The sequence below is a fragment of the Streptomyces sp. NPDC007164 genome, assembly GCF_040634135.1.
GTDB classification, from domain to species: domain Bacteria; phylum Actinomycetota; class Actinomycetes; order Streptomycetales; family Streptomycetaceae; genus Streptomyces; species Streptomyces sanglieri.
This window is the reverse complement of sequence record NZ_JBEYFB010000006.1, coordinates 1-14,714: the sequence shown is the minus strand read 5'-3', so window position 1 is coordinate 14,714 and position 14,714 is coordinate 1. Positions and strand designations below refer to the sequence as shown.

Here is a 14,714-nt window from a genome sequence, read left to right as displayed (position 1 = left end):
CGTCCCACGGAACGGACTGCATGCTGTGCGGGGGATGTCCCGATCGGAGCGGTGTCGCGGTTTTGGCACACGATCGAGCAATGGTCGGCATCGACCGATAGTGTTCAGCATTGTCGAACCGAGGTGGAGGAGTACGGCGCGATGGCCAAGAACATCCAGTCGCTGGAGCGGGCGGCGGCGATGCTGCGCCTGCTGGCAGGTGGCGAGCGTCGGCTGGGGCTCTCCGACATCGCCTCTTCACTGGGCCTGGCCAAGGGCACCGCGCACGGCATCCTGCGCACGCTCCAGCACGAGGGCTTCGTGGAGCAGGACACCGCCTCCGGCCGCTACCAGCTGGGCGCCGAGCTGCTGCGCCTGGGCAACAGCTATCTGGACGTCCACGAGCTGCGGGCCCGCGCGCTCGTGTGGACGGACGACCTGGCCCGCTCCAGCGGCGAGAGCGCCCATCTGGGCGTACTGCACCAGCAGGGCGTCCTGATCGTCCACCACGTATTCCGCCCCGACGACAGCCGGCAGGTCCTGGAGGTCGGGGCCATGCAGCCGCTGCACTCCACGGCCCTGGGCAAGGTGCTCTCGGCGTACGACCCGGTGGCGCACACCGAGGCGATGGAGGCCGAGCGGCAGCCCTTCACGCCGCGCACCGTCACCGATCCGGAGGAGTTCGAGGCGATGCTCGACCTGATCCGGGCGCGCGGCTGGGCGGCCGATGTGGAGGAGACCTGGGAGGGCGTGGCCGCGGTGGCCGCCCCGATCCACGACCGGCGGCGGATGCCGGTCGGCGCGGTGGCGGTGACCGGTGCGGTGGAGCGGGTCTGCGCGGACGGGGAGCTGCGCCCCGAGCTGATCGCGGCGGTGCGCGACTGTGCCCGGGCGGTCTCCAGGGACCTGGGCGCCGGGCGCTTCTGACCGCTGCGGCGGCGCGCCACCCGGTAACGATCGAGTTATAGGCCACACAACCCTTGACGCCCGATTCGCCTGGGTGAAGCATTGCCGTTCATCGGTCGGCATTGTCGAACACCAAACGGAAAATCGCGTTAGGGTGTGGCAGCGCCAAGGGCCGGAAAACGCCCTCCCACGAGGGCGCGGACCACCGGAGGGACCCGGGGTTCGGCTTCCCTGGACGAAGGACAAAGGAGTCGCGGGTGTCCAGCTCCGACATCTTCATCGGCGAGACCATAGGTACCGCCGTGCTCATCCTGCTCGGCGGCGGTGTCTGTGCCGCCGTCACTCTCAAGCGCTCCAAGGCGCAGAACGCCGGCTGGCTGGCCATCACCTTCGGGTGGGGTTTCGCGGTGCTGACCGGCGCGTATCTGGCCGGTGGCGTTTCCGGCGCGCACCTCAACCCGGCGGTCACGATCGGTCTCGCGATCGAGGGCGGCACCAAGTGGAGCGATGTTCCGCTCTACCTCGGCTCCCAGTTGTTCGGCGCGATGATCGGCGCGGTGCTGGTCTGGCTGACGTACTACGGGCAGTTCCGGGCGCACCTCACGGATCCGGAGATCGTGGGGGCCCAGACGGGTGAAGAGGGCATGGTCGACAAGGCCGCCGCGCCGAAGGCCGGCCCGGTCCTGGGCATCTTCTCCACCGGCCCCGAGATCCGGCACGCCGTGCAGAACCTGGTCACGGAGATCATCGCCACCCTCGTGCTGGTCCTGGCGATCCTCACCCAGGGCCTGAACAACGAGGGCAACGGCCTGGGCACGCTCGGCGCGATGGTCACCGCTCTGGTGGTCGTCGGGATCGGCCTCTCGCTCGGCGGCCCGACGGGCTACGCGATCAACCCGGTTCGCGACCTCGGTCCGCGTATCGTGCACGCGCTGCTGCCGTTGCCGAACAAGGGCGGTTCCGACTGGGGCTACGCGTGGATCCCGGTCGCCGGACCGCTCATCGGCGGCGCGATCGCGGGCGGGCTCTACAACGTCGCCTTCGCCTGAGCCGCGGCGCCCAGAGCCCCGACCCTCACGACCACACAGACTTCCGGGAGCACACCGTGACCGACGCACACACCACCGGCCCGTTCATCGCGGCCATCGACCAGGGCACCACCTCCAGCCGCTGCATCGTCTTCGACAAGGACGGCCGGATCGTCTCCGTCGACCAGAAGGAGCACGAGCAGATCTTCCCGAAGCCGGGCTGGGTGGAGCACGACGCGACCGAGATCTGGGAGAACGTCCAGGAGGTCGTGGCCGGCGCCATCGTCAAGGCGGGCATCACGGCCGCCGACGTGAAGGCGATCGGCATCACCAACCAGCGCGAGACCACGCTGCTCTGGGACAGGAACACCGGTGAGCCGGTCCACAACGCCCTCGTCTGGCAGGACACCCGGACGGACGCGCTCTGCAAGGAGCTCGGCCGCAACGTCGGGCAGGACCGTTTCCGCCGCGAGACCGGGCTGCCGCTCGCCTCGTACTTCGCCGGTCCCAAGGTCCGCTGGCTGCTCGACAACGTCGAGGGGCTGCGCGAGCGCGCCGAGCGCGGCGACATCCTCTTCGGCACCATGGACTCCTGGGTCATCTGGAACCTGACCGGCGGCACCGAAGGCGGCGTCCACGTCACCGACGTCACCAACGCCTCGCGCACCCTCCTGATGAACCTGCACGAGATGCGGTGGGACGAGCGGATCCTCCAGTCCATGGAGATCCCGGCCGCGCTGCTCCCCGAGATCCGTTCCTCCGCCGAGGTGTACGGCAAGGCCAAGGGCGGCGTGCTCGACGGGGTTCCCGTGGCGTCCGCGCTCGGCGACCAGCAGGCGGCGCTCTTCGGCCAGACCTGCTTCTCCGAGGGCGAGGCCAAGTCCACGTACGGCACCGGCACCTTCATGCTGATGAACACCGGTGAGACGCCCGTCAACTCGTACAACGGGCTGCTGACGACCGTGGGGTACCGGATCGGCGACCAGAAGCCGGTCTACGCCCTGGAGGGCTCCATCGCCGTCACCGGTTCGCTGGTGCAGTGGATGCGCGACCAGATGGGCCTGATCAAGTCCGCGGCCGAGATCGAGACCCTGGCCTCCTCGGTCGAGGACAACGGCGGCGCGTACTTCGTGCCCGCGTTCTCCGGACTGTTCGCCCCGTACTGGCGCTCCGACGCCCGCGGTGTCATCGCCGGTCTGACCAGGTACGTCACCAAGGCGCACATCGCCCGTGCCGTCCTGGAGGCCACCGCCTGGCAGACCCGCGAGATCACCGACGCCATGACCAAGGACTCGGGGGTCGAGCTGGCCGCCCTCAAGGTCGACGGCGGCATGACCTCCAACAACCTGCTGATGCAGACGCTCGCCGACTTCCTGGACGCACCCGTGGTGCGGCCGATGGTCGCCGAGACGACCTGCCTCGGCGCCGCCTACGCCGCCGGTCTCGCCGTCGGCTTCTGGCCGGACACCGACGCGCTGCGCGCCAACTGGCGCCGGGCCGCCGAGTGGACCCCCCGCATGGACGCGGACACCCGCGACCGCGAGTACAAGAGCTGGCTCAAGGCCGTAGAACGTTCCATGGGCTGGCTCGACGAGAACACTGTCGAGGAGTAATCAACCATGACCACCCTGCAGAGCGTCCCGGCCCTCGGGACCCACCCGGCCTCCGGCTCCCTCCCGAGCCGTGCCGAAACCCGGGAGCAGCTGTCCAAGGCTGCGTACGACCTCCTGGTGATCGGTGGCGGCATCCTGGGCATCTCCACCGCCTGGCACGCCGCGCAGTCCGGGCTGCGGGTGGCCCTGGTGGACGCCGGCGACTTCGCCGGCGCCACCTCCTCCGCCTCCTCCAAGCTGCTCCACGGCGGTCTGCGCTACCTGCAGACCGGCGCGGTGAAGCTGGTGGCGGAAAACCACTTCGAGCGCCGTGCGGTGTCCCGCCAGGTGGCCCCCCACCTGGCCAATCCGCTCACCTTCTACCTGCCGGTCTACAAGGGCGGCCCGCACGGCGCGGCCAAGCTCGGCGCGGGGGTGTTCGCCTACTCCGCGCTCTCCGCGTTCGGTGACGGCGTCGGGCATGTCATCAGCCCGGCGAAGGCGCGGCGCGACGTGCCCGAGCTGCGCACGGACGGCCTGAAGGCCGTCGCGGTCTACGGCGACGACCAGATGAACGACGCCCGGATGGCGCTGATGACGGTGCGCGCGGCCGTCGACGCGGGTGCGGTCGTCCTCAACCACGCGGCGGTGACCGGGCTGCGGTTCACCGAGGGCCGGGTGACCGGCGCCGACCTCGAAGACCGTCTGGACGGCACGGAGTTCGGCGTCAACGCCCGTCTCGTGCTGAACGCCACCGGGCCGTGGGTCGACCACCTGCGCAGGATGGAGAACCCGGACGCGGCGCCTTCCATACGCCTGTCCAAGGGCGCGCACCTCGTCCTGAAGCGCACCCGCCCGTGGAAGGCCGCGCTGGCCACCCCGATCGACAAGTACCGCATCACGTTCGCCCTGCCGTGGGAGGACATGCTGCTGCTCGGCACGACGGACGAGGTGTACGAGGGCGATCCCGCGGATGTCGCGGTCAACGAGAAGGACACCGCGCAGATCCTCGACGAGGCGGCGTTCTCCATCCGGGACCAGCAGCTCTCGCGCGATCTGATCACGTACTCCTTCGCCGGTCTGCGGGTGCTGCCGGGCGGCCCCGGCGACACCTCCAAGGCCAAGCGCGAAACGGTCGTGACGGAGGGCCGGGGCGGGATGCTCTCGGTCGCGGGCGGCAAGTGGACGACGTTCCGCCACATCGGCCGTACGGTGATGAACAAGCTGGCCGCACTCCCCGGGCACCCGCTCGCCGAGGACATGGAGCCGATCTCGCACCTGCCGAAGAAGCTCCCGCTGCCCGGCATCGCCAACCCGAACGCGGTGGCGCACCGGCTGCTGATCGATGGCGGCACGCCCGGCCCCCGGATGTCGGCCGACACCGCCCGGCACCTCGCCACGCACTACGGTTCGCTCTCCTTCGACATCGCCCGGATGGCGAACGAGAACCCGGCGCTGGCCGAGCGCATCCACCCGGACGCGCCGGAGATCTGGGCGCAGGTCGCCTACGCCCGTGACCACGAGTGGGCCGAGACGGCGGACGACGTGCTGCGCCGCCGCACGACGCTGACGATCCGGGGCCTGGCGACGGACGAGATCCGGGCCGGCGTCGAGTCCGTGCTCGGCGACCGCGACTGACCGGACCGGACCTACGGCAAGGGGCGGCTCCCGCGAGGGAGACCGCCCCTTCCCGCGTGTCCGGAACGGCGCGGTCGGCCGACCCGCCACACGGCCGCCATACGGGTGCAATACGGCACAGGGACAGTTGAGCCATGAAGTTCTCCGTGCTCTCCCTCATCGGCCACGCCCCGCACCCGCTGAACCACCGGCTCCCCTCCCCCGCCGAGCGGTTCGAGGAAGTGATCGGGACCGGAGTCGTCGCGGAACGGCTGGGTTTCGACGCGTACGCGATCGGCGAACGGCACGCGGGTCCCTTCCTCTCGTCCAGCCCGGGGGTGGTGCTCGGCGCGCTGGCGGCCCGTACCTCCACGATCCGGCTGCTGACCGGTGTCACGGTGCTCGCGATCCTCGATCCGGTGCGGGTGGCCGAGGAGTTCGCGACGCTCGACCAGATCTCCGGCGGCCGGGTCGAGCTGGTCGTCGGAAAGGGCGCGGAGGCCGGTCACTTCGACCTCTTCGGGCTCGACGAGGAGCGGCAGTGGGATCTCCAGCGGGAGAAGTACGAACTGCTGCGGCGGCTGTGGAGCGAGGAGGGCGTCGACTGGGCGGGCGAGTTCCGGCCCGCGCTGAAGAACACCACGACCCTGCCGCGCCCGTACGCCGGGCCGCCGCGCGTCTGGCACGGCTCGGCGACCAGCCTCGACTCCCCCGAACTGGCGGCGCGCCACGGCGATCCGCTGTTCACCGCCAATGCGATCCAGCCCCGTGCGGCGTACGCCCGGCTGATCGGCCACTACCGGGAGCGCTTCGAGGCGTACGGTCACGATCCGGCCCGCGCGCATGTGGCCGCGGGCTCGGGCGGGCTGCTGATCGCCGATAGCTCGCAGCAGGCGGTGGAGCGCTACAAGGAGCTGTACGAGGCGAGGGTCGCGCAGTCCTTCCGGCCGCACCTGGAGGGGAAGGCCGGGTACAACACACCGTTCCGCACCATCGAGGGGGCCATCGCGGACGGGCCCCAGCTGATCGGCAGCCCGCAGCAGATCATCGACAAGATCCTCGGCTGGCACGAGGTGTACGGGCACGACCTCCAGTCCGTCACCGTGGACGGCTTCGGGCAGGGCGCGGACGAGCAGACCGAGACGCTCCAGCGGTTCGCGGAGGAGATCGCTCCGGTGGTGCGGCGCGAGGCGCCGTCCGCGCTCTGGGACTGAGGCCCGGGGGCGTCGGCCGCCCGCACCCGGGACGACCTGCGGCAGACCTGGTTCATCCGCTCTTCCGACCCGCATAATGAAGAGATACATCGGATGTCTGAACCCGGTTCTGATACTCGGTTCTGATACCCAGTTCTGATACCGGTTCCGATACCGGTTCTGATTCCAGTCCGGATCCAGGAGGACCGTCATGGCTGTCACCGACGAGGCGATCGAGAAGATCAAGGGAATGATCGTCTCGGGTGCGCTGCGCCCCGGCGACCGGCTCCCCAAGGAGAGCGAACTCGCGGCGGAGCTCGGCCTCTCCCGCAACTCGCTGCGGGAGGCGGTCCGGGCCCTTTCGCTGATCCGCATCCTCGATGTGCGCCAGGGCGACGGCACCTATGTGACCAGCCTCGATCCGCAGCTGCTCCTGGAGGCGCTGAGCTTCGTGGTGGACTTCCACCGGGACGACACGGTGCTGGAGTTCCTCGCGGTCCGCAGGATCCTGGAGCCGGCCGCGACGGCGATGGCCGCCACCCGGATCAGCGAGGCCCAACTGGACGTGCTCAGCTCGCAGTTGGACGCGCTGGGGGCACAGCCCTCGGTGGAGGAGCTGGTCGCCTGCGATCTGGAGTTCCACCGCGGCATCGTGCAGTCGTCCGGGAATTCGGTGCTCTGCTCGCTGCTCGACGGGCTGTCGGGGCCGACGACCCGGGCGCGGGTCTGGCGCGGTCTGACCCAGGAGGACGCGGTCAGCCGCACGCTCCACGAGCACCGGGCGATCGTCTCGGCGCTGCGGGACCGGGACGCGGAGGCCGCGCGGGCGTGGGCGACGGTGCATGTGGCGAGCGTGGAGCAGTGGTTGCGCTCGACGCTGTAGCGCGGAACGGGGCGGGTGGGACTCCTCCCCCGCCCGCCCCGCTCGCCTGCGGGCCTCAGTCCTGCTTCTCGCCGCTCGCGAAGCGCGAGATGACCAGGGCGACGATGATGATCGCGCCGTTGAGGAACTGGTTCCACAGCGCCGGGACACCGCCGAGGGTCATCACATTGACCACCAGCTGGAGCGTCAGCACACCGGTCAGCGCGCCGAACAGCGTGCCTCGACCGCCCTTGAGGCTGATGCCGCCGATGACCGCGGCGGCGAACACCTGGAAGATCCAGCCGTTGCCCTGGGTCGCCGCGACCGATCCGTAGTGGCCGGTGTACAGGATGCCCGCGAAGGCCGCCAGCAGTCCGCCGACGGCGAGCACGATCCAGGTGACCCGGTCCACCCTGATGCCCGCCGCGCGCGCCGCCTCCGGGTTGCCGCCGATGGCGTACAGCGAGCGTCCGTGGCGCAGCCAGGCCAGCGCGGCGCCGCCGACGGCGAACAGCGCGAGGCAGATCCAGACGGCGGCCGGGGCGCCGAGCCACTCGCTCTTGCCGAGGTAGCGGAAGGACTCCGGGACGTCGGTGATGGACTTGCCCTCGGTGATCCCGATGTGCAGCCCGCGCAGCATGGTGAGCATGCCGAGCGTGGCGATGAAGCCGTTGACCCTGAGCTTCAGCATCAGGAAGCCGTTGACCGCGCCGATGACGAGGCCCACCAGCAGGCAGAGCGGGATCGCCGACCAGGTGGGCAGCAGCCCGAGGCCCGCGAAGCGGCCGCCCTCGGCGGGCAGCACCAGCCACATCGCGACGACCGGCGCGATGCCGATCGTCGACTCCAGGGACAGGTCCATCCGCCCGCAGATCAGGATCAGCGCCTGGCCCAGCACCAGCAGGCTCAGCTCGGAGGACTGCTGGACGACGCTGATCAGGTTCTCGGAGGTCAGGAACACCGGCGAGACGATGAACCCGATCACCATCAGCACCAGGATCACCGGCACCAGCGAGAAGTCGCTCCACCTGATCAGTCTGAGCCGGTCCAGGGGCCTTTCGCCGGTCGGGGAGCCCTTGGGCCCGCTGTCGATGCCGTCGGCCGCCAGGGGCCGTACCGTGCCGGTCATTCCCTTTCCCCCACACCTTCCATGGCGGCGACGAGCTCCCCGTCGTTCCACCCGCTTGCGAATGACGCGACCACGCGTCCGTGGAACAGGGCGAGCACCCGGTCGCAGACCCGCAGATCGTCCAGCTCGTCCGAGATGATCACTGCGGCGTTCCCCTCGTCGGCGACCCGTCGTACGACTCCGAGCAGCGAGTCCTTGGACTTGATGTCCACGCCCGCGGTGGGCCGCACCGCCACCAGCACGCTGGGTTCACGGGCCAGCGCCCTGGCCACCACCACCTTCTGCTGGTTGCCGCCGGAGAGTCCGGAGACGGGCTGCTCGGGTCCCTGGGTCTTGATGTCCAGCGAGGCGATCATCGAGCGCGCGAACTCCCTGGTACGGGAGGGCAGTACGGTCCCCCAGGGGCCGAGCTGGTCGGTGACCGTGAGCGTGGCGTTCTCGGCGACGCTGCGTTCCAGGACCAGGCCCTGGTCGTGCCGGTCCTCGGGGATGTAGCCGATCCCGGCGTCCAGCGCGTGCGGCACGCTGCCGGAACGCACGGCCCTGCCGTGCACCCGGACCGTCCCCCCGCCCGCCTTCCGCATCCCGGCCAGGGTCTCGCCCAGCGCCGTGTTGCCGCTGGCCGCGGAGCCGGCCAGGCCGAGCACCTCGCCGGGCCGGACCTCCAGGTCCAGTGGTTCGAACTGGCCAGGGACGGTGAGTCCCTCGGTGCGCAGCACAGGGGCGGCCGACTCGTCCCTCGCCGCCGCGCCGGCACCGTCAGCGTGCCAGGCGGTGGCTCCGGCGGACTGCTCGCCGGTCATCGCCGCCACCAGCTCCGCCTTGGCGATGTCGGCGACGGGGGCGGTCAGCACATGGCGGGCGTCGCGGTAGACGGTGACCGCCGTGCACAGCTCGTACACCTCCTGGAGGTGGTGGGAGATGAAGAGGAACGCCACTCCCTGGCTCTGCAGTTCCCGCAGCTTGTCGAAGAGCCGGCCGATGCCCCGGGCGTCGAGCTGGGCGGTCGGCTCGTCCAGGACGATCAGCCGGGCGCCGAAGGACAGCGCCCTGGCGATCTCGACGAACTGCCGCTGCTCGACGGCGAGATCGCGCGCCCGGGTGCCGGGGTCGACCCGGACGCCGTATTCGGCCAGCAGCCGCTCGGCGCGTCTGCGCAGCTTCCCCCAGCTGATCCAGCGGGCGTTGTCGTCGAAGCGGTTGAGGAAGAGGTTCTCCGCGACGGTCAGGTCCGGGACGACCATGGACTTCTGGTAGACGCAGGCGATCTTCGACTGCCAGGCCGTGGTGTCCCCGAAGGCGGGCGCGGGCTCCCCGCCGAACGCGACGGTGCCCGCGTCCGCCTTGTGGAGTCCGGTCAGCACGCCGACCAGCGTCGATTTGCCGGCGCCGTTGCGGCCGACCAGGGCGTGCGACTCGCCGGGCTGCACGGTGAGCCGCACCCCGTCGAGCGCCACGGTGGGCCCGAAGCGTTTGACAATGCCCGCTGCTTCTACGGCGGGCGGTGCCTTTTCCATCAGATCCCTTCCCAGCGAAGCGCTGCAGTGAGGTCGGTGACCTGCCCCAGGGCAGCGGTCAGGGCTTGGCCGCGCCTCGGCTCCTCGGAGCCGAGGGGGAAGACCTCTCGGCAACGAGAGGGAGGAGTCACGGCTAGCTCTTCTTCTCTAGCTGATTGGCCCACAACTTCGGGTCATCCACGTTGTCCTTGGTCACCAGCGGCGCGGGAAGCTGGTCCTCGAAGCCGTTCGGGATCTTGATGATGTTGGAGTCGTGGTCGGTGGGACCTTCCTTGAAGGTCTTTCCGTCCAGGGCCGCCTTGGCGTAGTACAGCGCGTACTTCGCGTACAGGTCGGCGGGCTGGGAGATCGTCGCGTCGATCTTCCCGGCCTTGATCGCGTCGAACTCCTCGGGGATGCCGTCGTTGGAGATGATCTTGATGTGCCCCGGCGTACCGGCCGGCTTCAGCAGCTTCTTCTGCTCCAGGAGAGCGAGGGTGGGCTGCAGGAAGACACCGCCGGCCTGCATGTAGATCCCGTTGATGTCGGGGTTGGCGGCCAGAGTGGCCTGGAGCTTGGCGGAGGCGACGTCGCCCTTCCAGTCGGTGGCCAGCTCGAAGACCTTGATGCCGGGGAAGTCCTTGTCCATGCAGGTCTTGAACGCCTCGGACCGGTCGCGGCCGTTGATCGAGGAGAGGTCGCCCTGGAACTCGACGACCTTGCCCTTGCCCTTCAGCTGCTCGCCGAGGTACTTGCAGGCGTTGGTTCCGTACGCCTTGTTGTCGGCGCGCACCACCATGTAGATGTTGCCCTTGTCGGGGCGGGTGTCGACGCTGACGACCGGGATCTTCTTCTCGTTCAGCGTGTTGAGCGACTCGGCGATCGCACCGGTGTCCTGCGGTGCCATCACGACGGCCTTGGCGCCCTGGTCGGTGAAGGTCTGCACGTTGGCGACCAGCTTGCCGATGTCGTTCTGCGAGTTGGTCAGCGGCAGCGCCTTGACCTCGCCCGCCTCGACGCCCTTCTCCACGTAGTTCTGGTACGAGTTCCAGAAGTCGCTGTCGCTGCGCGGCAGGTCGATCCCGACCTTCCCGCCGCCCGCGCCGTCGGCGGTGGACTCGCGGTTGCAGCCCGCGAGGGCGGTGACTGCCAGCAGTACGGCGCAGGCCGCCGCACTCGTCGTACGCACTCTCATTGGTGTCCCGTTCCTTTGTGAGTACCGGCTCGGAGCTCTGTCGGCAAAGCGGAGGTGCATGGTGCGCGGGGTGGGCGGGCCGGGTGAAGCGGCTCGGGCCCGCCCGGACGAGAGGCCCCGGCTCCCCCGGTCAGCTCTCGGCGGGGCGCAGCCTGAGCCCCTGCATGCCGCCGTCGACGGCCAGCGCCGTGCCGGTGACCGAGGCGGCGGCGGGGCTCGCGAGGTAGACGATCGCCGCGGCGACCTCGTCGGCCGACACCAGCCGTCCCAGCGGCTGGCGGGCGCCCAGCGCGGCCCGCTCGGCGGCCGGATCGTCGGCCTGGCCGAGGAGCCGGCCGATCCACGGGGTGTCCGCGGTGCCGGGGTTGACGCAGTTGACCCGGATGCCCTCGCGGACGTGGTCGGCGGCCATCGCCAGGGTCAGCGAGAGCACCGCGCCCTTGCTCGCGCTGTACAGGGCGCGCTGCGGCAGCCCGGCGGTCGCCGCGATGGAGCAGGTCTGGGTGATCGACACGGCGCCGGGGCGGTCGGCCGCGGCGCGCCGCAGATGGGGCAGGGCGTGCCGGGCGGTGCGGACCATGCCGAGGACGTTGATGTCCAGGACCCGGGTCCACTCGTCGTCGGCGTTGTCCTCGACGGTGCCGATGGATCCGATGCCGGCGTTGGACACGACGGTGTGCAGTGCGCCCAGTTCGGCGGCGGCCCGGTCGACCGCCTCGCGCACCGCGTCGTCGTCGGTGACGTCCGCCTTGACGGCGAGGACGCCCTCGGGGGCGCCCGCGGTCTCCCGGTCCAGTACGGCCACCCGGGCGCCGCGCGCCAGCAGCATGGTCGCGACGGCGGCCCCGATGCCGGAGGCACCGCCGGTGACCAGGGCTCCCATTCCGTCGAAGTCGCTCGTTCCGGTCATCGGCCGGCCTCCTCGTGGGTGCGGCGGGACTGCCATACGGCGCCCTCCGGGTAGCGGTGTGCGGCGATCGACTCGGGGAGCATCCGGGCGGAGAAGCCCGGGGAGCCCGGCGCGGTGTAGCGGCCCGACTCGATCACGGTGGGATCGGCGAAGTGTTCGTGGAGATGGTCGACGTACTCGATCACGCGGTTGTCCCAGCTGCCGGAGACCGCCACGTAGTCGAACATCGACAGGTGCTGCACCAGCTCGCAGAGTCCGACCCCGCCCGCGTGCGGGCAGACCGGTACGCCGTACTTGGCGGCGAGCAGCAGGATCGCCAGGTTCTCGTTGACGCCCGCGACGCGGGCCGCGTCGATCTGGACGAAGTCGACGGCCCCGGCCTGGAGCAGCTGCTTGAACACGACCCGGTTGGCGACGTGTTCGCCGGTGGCGACCTTGACCGGCTGGCCGGCCCGGACGGCGGCGTGGCCGAGGATGTCGTCGGGGCTGGTCGGCTCCTCGATCCAGTGCGGGTCGTACGGCGCGAGCGCGGTCATCCACTCGACCGCGTCCGACACGTCCCAGCGCTGGTTGGCGTCGACGGCGATCCGGATGTCCGGCCCGACTGCCTCGCGGGCCAGGGCGAGTCTGCGGACGTCGTCGCTCAGGCTGCCGCCGACCTTGAGCTTGATCTGGGTGAAGCCGTCGGCGACGGCCTCCTTCGCGAGCCCGACCAGCTTGTCGTCGCTGTACCCCAGCCAGCCGGGCGAGGTCGTGTACGCGGGGTATCCCTCGGCGCGCAGCCGCTCGGCGCGCTCGGCCCGGCCCGGTTCGGCGGCCCGCAGGATCTCCAGGGCCTCCTCGGGGGTGAGGGCGTCGGTGAGGTAGCGGAAGTCGACGAGGGAGACGAGCTCCTCGGGCGTCATCCCGGCGAGGAATTCCCAGACCGGTCTGCCGGCGAGCTTGGCCGCCAGGTCCCAGGCGGCGTTGACGACCGCGCCGGCCGCCATGTGCATCACGCCCTTCTCCGGGCCGAGCCAGCGCAGTTGCGAGTCGTGGGTGAGCTCGCGGTGCAGTGCGGCGAGATCGGCCGCGGTGCGGGGCACCGGGCGCCCCACCAGATAGGGACGCAGCGTGTCGATGGCGGCGGCCATCACCTCGTTGCCGCGTCCGATGGTGAAACAGAAGCCATGTCCCTCGATGCCGCCACTGCCGCTGTCCGGTCCGTCCGTGCGGTCCTGGACATCGGTGCGCAGTACGACGTAGGCAGCCGAGTAGTCGGGATCGGGGTTCATGGCGTCCGAGCCGTCCAGTTGTTCCGAGGTCGGAAAACGGATGTCGTGGACCTCGAAATCCGTGACGGTCTGACTCATGTGCGCCCCCAGGGGAATAACATCGGACCTCTGTTCTGGTCATCCGATGTATAGCGCCACGAAGACCCAAGAGTCCAGAGTCTGAACGAAATTTACCCACCACAGCTCGGATGTATCCAGGGTCTGATGCCCTGATTCGACCGGTGATACGCCCCCGCGGGCCGGGTTCGCCCGGCTGTGTACGGAGGCTGCGGCGCAAGTGGCCGGAAGCCGTAAGGTTGATGGGTACACAAGGGAACTTCGGAAGGAGGCCTGGGTGATCGAGCTCGAGGGGGTACCCGAGCTGATCGACCCGGTCATGGTGGCCGCGTTCGAGGGGTGGAACGACGCAGGGGACGCCGCCTCCACGGCGGTGGCGCACCTGGACCGGGAGTGGAAGGGCGAGGTGTTCGCGGCGCTGGACGCCGAGGACTACTACGACTTCCAGGTCAACCGGCCGACGCTGTGGCTGGACGGCGGGGTGCGCAAGATCACCTGGCCGACCACCCGGCTCTCCGTGGTCCGCGTCGGCGGGGACAAACCCCGCGATCTCGTCCTGGTCCGCGGTATCGAACCATCCATGCGCTGGCGCTCGTTCTGCAACGAGATCCTGGGTTTCGCCCATGAGCTGGGGGTGGAGATGGTGGTGATCCTGGGCGCCCTGCTCGGCGACACCCCGCACACCCGGCCGGTGCCGGTCAGCGGAGTCACCTCCGACCCGGACCTGGCGCGGACCATGGACCTGGAGGAGACCAAGTACGAGGGGCCGACGGGAATCGTCGGCATCCTCCAGGAGGCCTGCACGCACGCGGGCGTGCCCGCGGTGAGCCTGTGGGCGGCGGTGCCGCACTACGTGTCGCAGCCGCCCAACCCGAAGGCCACGCTCGCGCTGCTGAACCGCCTGGAGGACCTCATCGGTCTGCGCATCCCGCTGGGCGAACTGCCCGAGGACGCGCGCGCCTGGCAGGTCGGTGTCGACCAACTGGCCGCCGAGGACAGCGAGGTGGCCGAGTACGTGCAGACGCTGGAGGAGGCCCGGGACACCGCCGAGCTGCCCGAGGCGAGCGGCGAGGCCATCGCCCGGGAGTTCGAGCGCTATCTGCGCCGCAGGGACATCGGTCCGGGCCAGGCACCGGGCGGGCACGCGACGGAGAGCGGCGAGGCCTCGTACCTGCGCGACACCTCCAGCGGCCGCACCCGGCCGCCGAAGCCGGTCCGCCCCGAGAACGAAGGCGATACGGGCCCCGGCTCGCCGCCCGCGGACGGACCCGGCCGGGAGCCACCGGCCGGCCGGGAGGGCGACGACGGCGGTGACGAGGACGGCCCCCGGGATTCGTCGGAGGACTCCCCGGAGGAGTGACGGGACCGGTGGAGCGCCGGGCGGGTCCGGACACCACCCCCCCGCCCGACCCAGCCTTCTCGTATGCAAAAAACAAAACACCAAAAACCAACACAACACACAAAAAAACAAAAAAA

At 70.3% G+C, this 14,714-nt stretch carries 12 protein-coding genes; 7 read left to right on the top strand and 5 right to left on the bottom strand.

Annotation, left to right across the window (positions count from 1 at the left end; genetic code table 11):
• Window positions 1-141: 141 nt before the first annotated feature.
• From ABZ622_RS11505 to ABZ622_RS11480, 6 genes are all read left to right on the top strand, one after another.
• Window positions 142-906 carry an IclR family transcriptional regulator gene (locus tag ABZ622_RS11505; RefSeq protein WP_266917048.1) on the top strand — a complete coding sequence of 255 codons (765 nt, stop codon included), beginning with the start codon at window positions 142-144 and terminating at the stop codon, window positions 904-906.
• A gap of 236 nt (window positions 907-1,142) precedes the next feature.
• The gene (locus tag ABZ622_RS11500) at window positions 1,143-1,934 is read left to right on the top strand and encodes an MIP/aquaporin family protein (RefSeq protein WP_360542155.1); all 792 of its coding nucleotides are present in this window, start codon (window positions 1,143-1,145) and stop codon (window positions 1,932-1,934) included.
• Window positions 1,935-1,990: 56 nt separating this feature from the next.
• On the top strand, window positions 1,991-3,526 hold the full coding sequence (glpK, locus tag ABZ622_RS11495) for a glycerol kinase GlpK (RefSeq protein WP_360542154.1): 1,536 nt from the start codon (window positions 1,991-1,993) through the stop codon (window positions 3,524-3,526).
• 6 nt (window positions 3,527-3,532) lie between these two features.
• Window positions 3,533-5,143, top strand: a complete 1,611-nt coding sequence (locus ABZ622_RS11490) for a glycerol-3-phosphate dehydrogenase/oxidase (protein ID WP_360542153.1) — start codon at window positions 3,533-3,535, stop codon at window positions 5,141-5,143.
• Window positions 5,144-5,277: 134 nt separating this feature from the next.
• Window positions 5,278-6,336 (top strand): LLM class flavin-dependent oxidoreductase, encoded by a 1,059-nt coding sequence (locus ABZ622_RS11485; RefSeq protein ID WP_360542152.1) that lies wholly within the window; start codon window positions 5,278-5,280, stop codon window positions 6,334-6,336.
• Between the two features lie 190 nt (window positions 6,337-6,526).
• Window positions 6,527-7,198, top strand: a complete 672-nt coding sequence (locus tag ABZ622_RS11480) for a FadR/GntR family transcriptional regulator (protein WP_037700470.1) — start codon at window positions 6,527-6,529, stop codon at window positions 7,196-7,198.
• A 55-nt stretch (window positions 7,199-7,253) separates the two neighbouring features.
• Here ABZ622_RS11480 and ABZ622_RS11475 read toward each other — a convergent pair whose 3' ends face one another.
• The 5 genes from ABZ622_RS11475 to ABZ622_RS11455 all read right to left on the bottom strand — a co-directional run bounded on the left by ABZ622_RS11475 (window position 7,254) and on the right by ABZ622_RS11455 (window position 13,259).
• Complete coding sequence (locus ABZ622_RS11475) at window positions 7,254-8,306, bottom strand: ABC transporter permease (RefSeq protein ID WP_266917040.1); 1,053 nt, start codon at window positions 8,304-8,306, stop codon at window positions 7,254-7,256.
• Window positions 8,303-9,823: a sugar ABC transporter ATP-binding protein gene (locus ABZ622_RS11470; protein WP_360542151.1), complete on the bottom strand. Its 1,521-nt coding sequence runs from the start codon at window positions 9,821-9,823 to the stop codon at window positions 8,303-8,305. The genes ABZ622_RS11475 and ABZ622_RS11470 overlap by 4 nt, the downstream gene beginning before the upstream one ends.
• Before the next feature lie 133 nt (window positions 9,824-9,956).
• Window positions 9,957-10,997: a sugar ABC transporter substrate-binding protein gene (locus ABZ622_RS11465; RefSeq protein WP_360542150.1), complete on the bottom strand. Its 1,041-nt coding sequence runs from the start codon at window positions 10,995-10,997 to the stop codon at window positions 9,957-9,959.
• A 130-nt stretch (window positions 10,998-11,127) separates the two neighbouring features.
• The gene (locus tag ABZ622_RS11460) at window positions 11,128-11,907 is read right to left on the bottom strand and encodes an SDR family oxidoreductase (protein WP_360542149.1); all 780 of its coding nucleotides are present in this window, start codon (window positions 11,905-11,907) and stop codon (window positions 11,128-11,130) included.
• A complete protein-coding gene (locus tag ABZ622_RS11455) occupies window positions 11,904-13,259 on the bottom strand; it encodes an L-fuconate dehydratase (RefSeq protein ID WP_360542148.1) in 1,356 nt (451 codons plus the stop codon). Before ABZ622_RS11455 ends, ABZ622_RS11460 begins: the two co-directional genes overlap by 4 nt.
• A gap of 256 nt (window positions 13,260-13,515) precedes the next feature.
• Between ABZ622_RS11455 and ABZ622_RS11450 the strand changes: the two genes are divergently transcribed.
• A complete protein-coding gene (locus ABZ622_RS11450; RefSeq protein ID WP_360542147.1) occupies window positions 13,516-14,598 on the top strand; it encodes a PAC2 family protein in 1,083 nt (360 codons plus the stop codon).
• Window positions 14,599-14,714 lie beyond the last annotated feature (116 nt).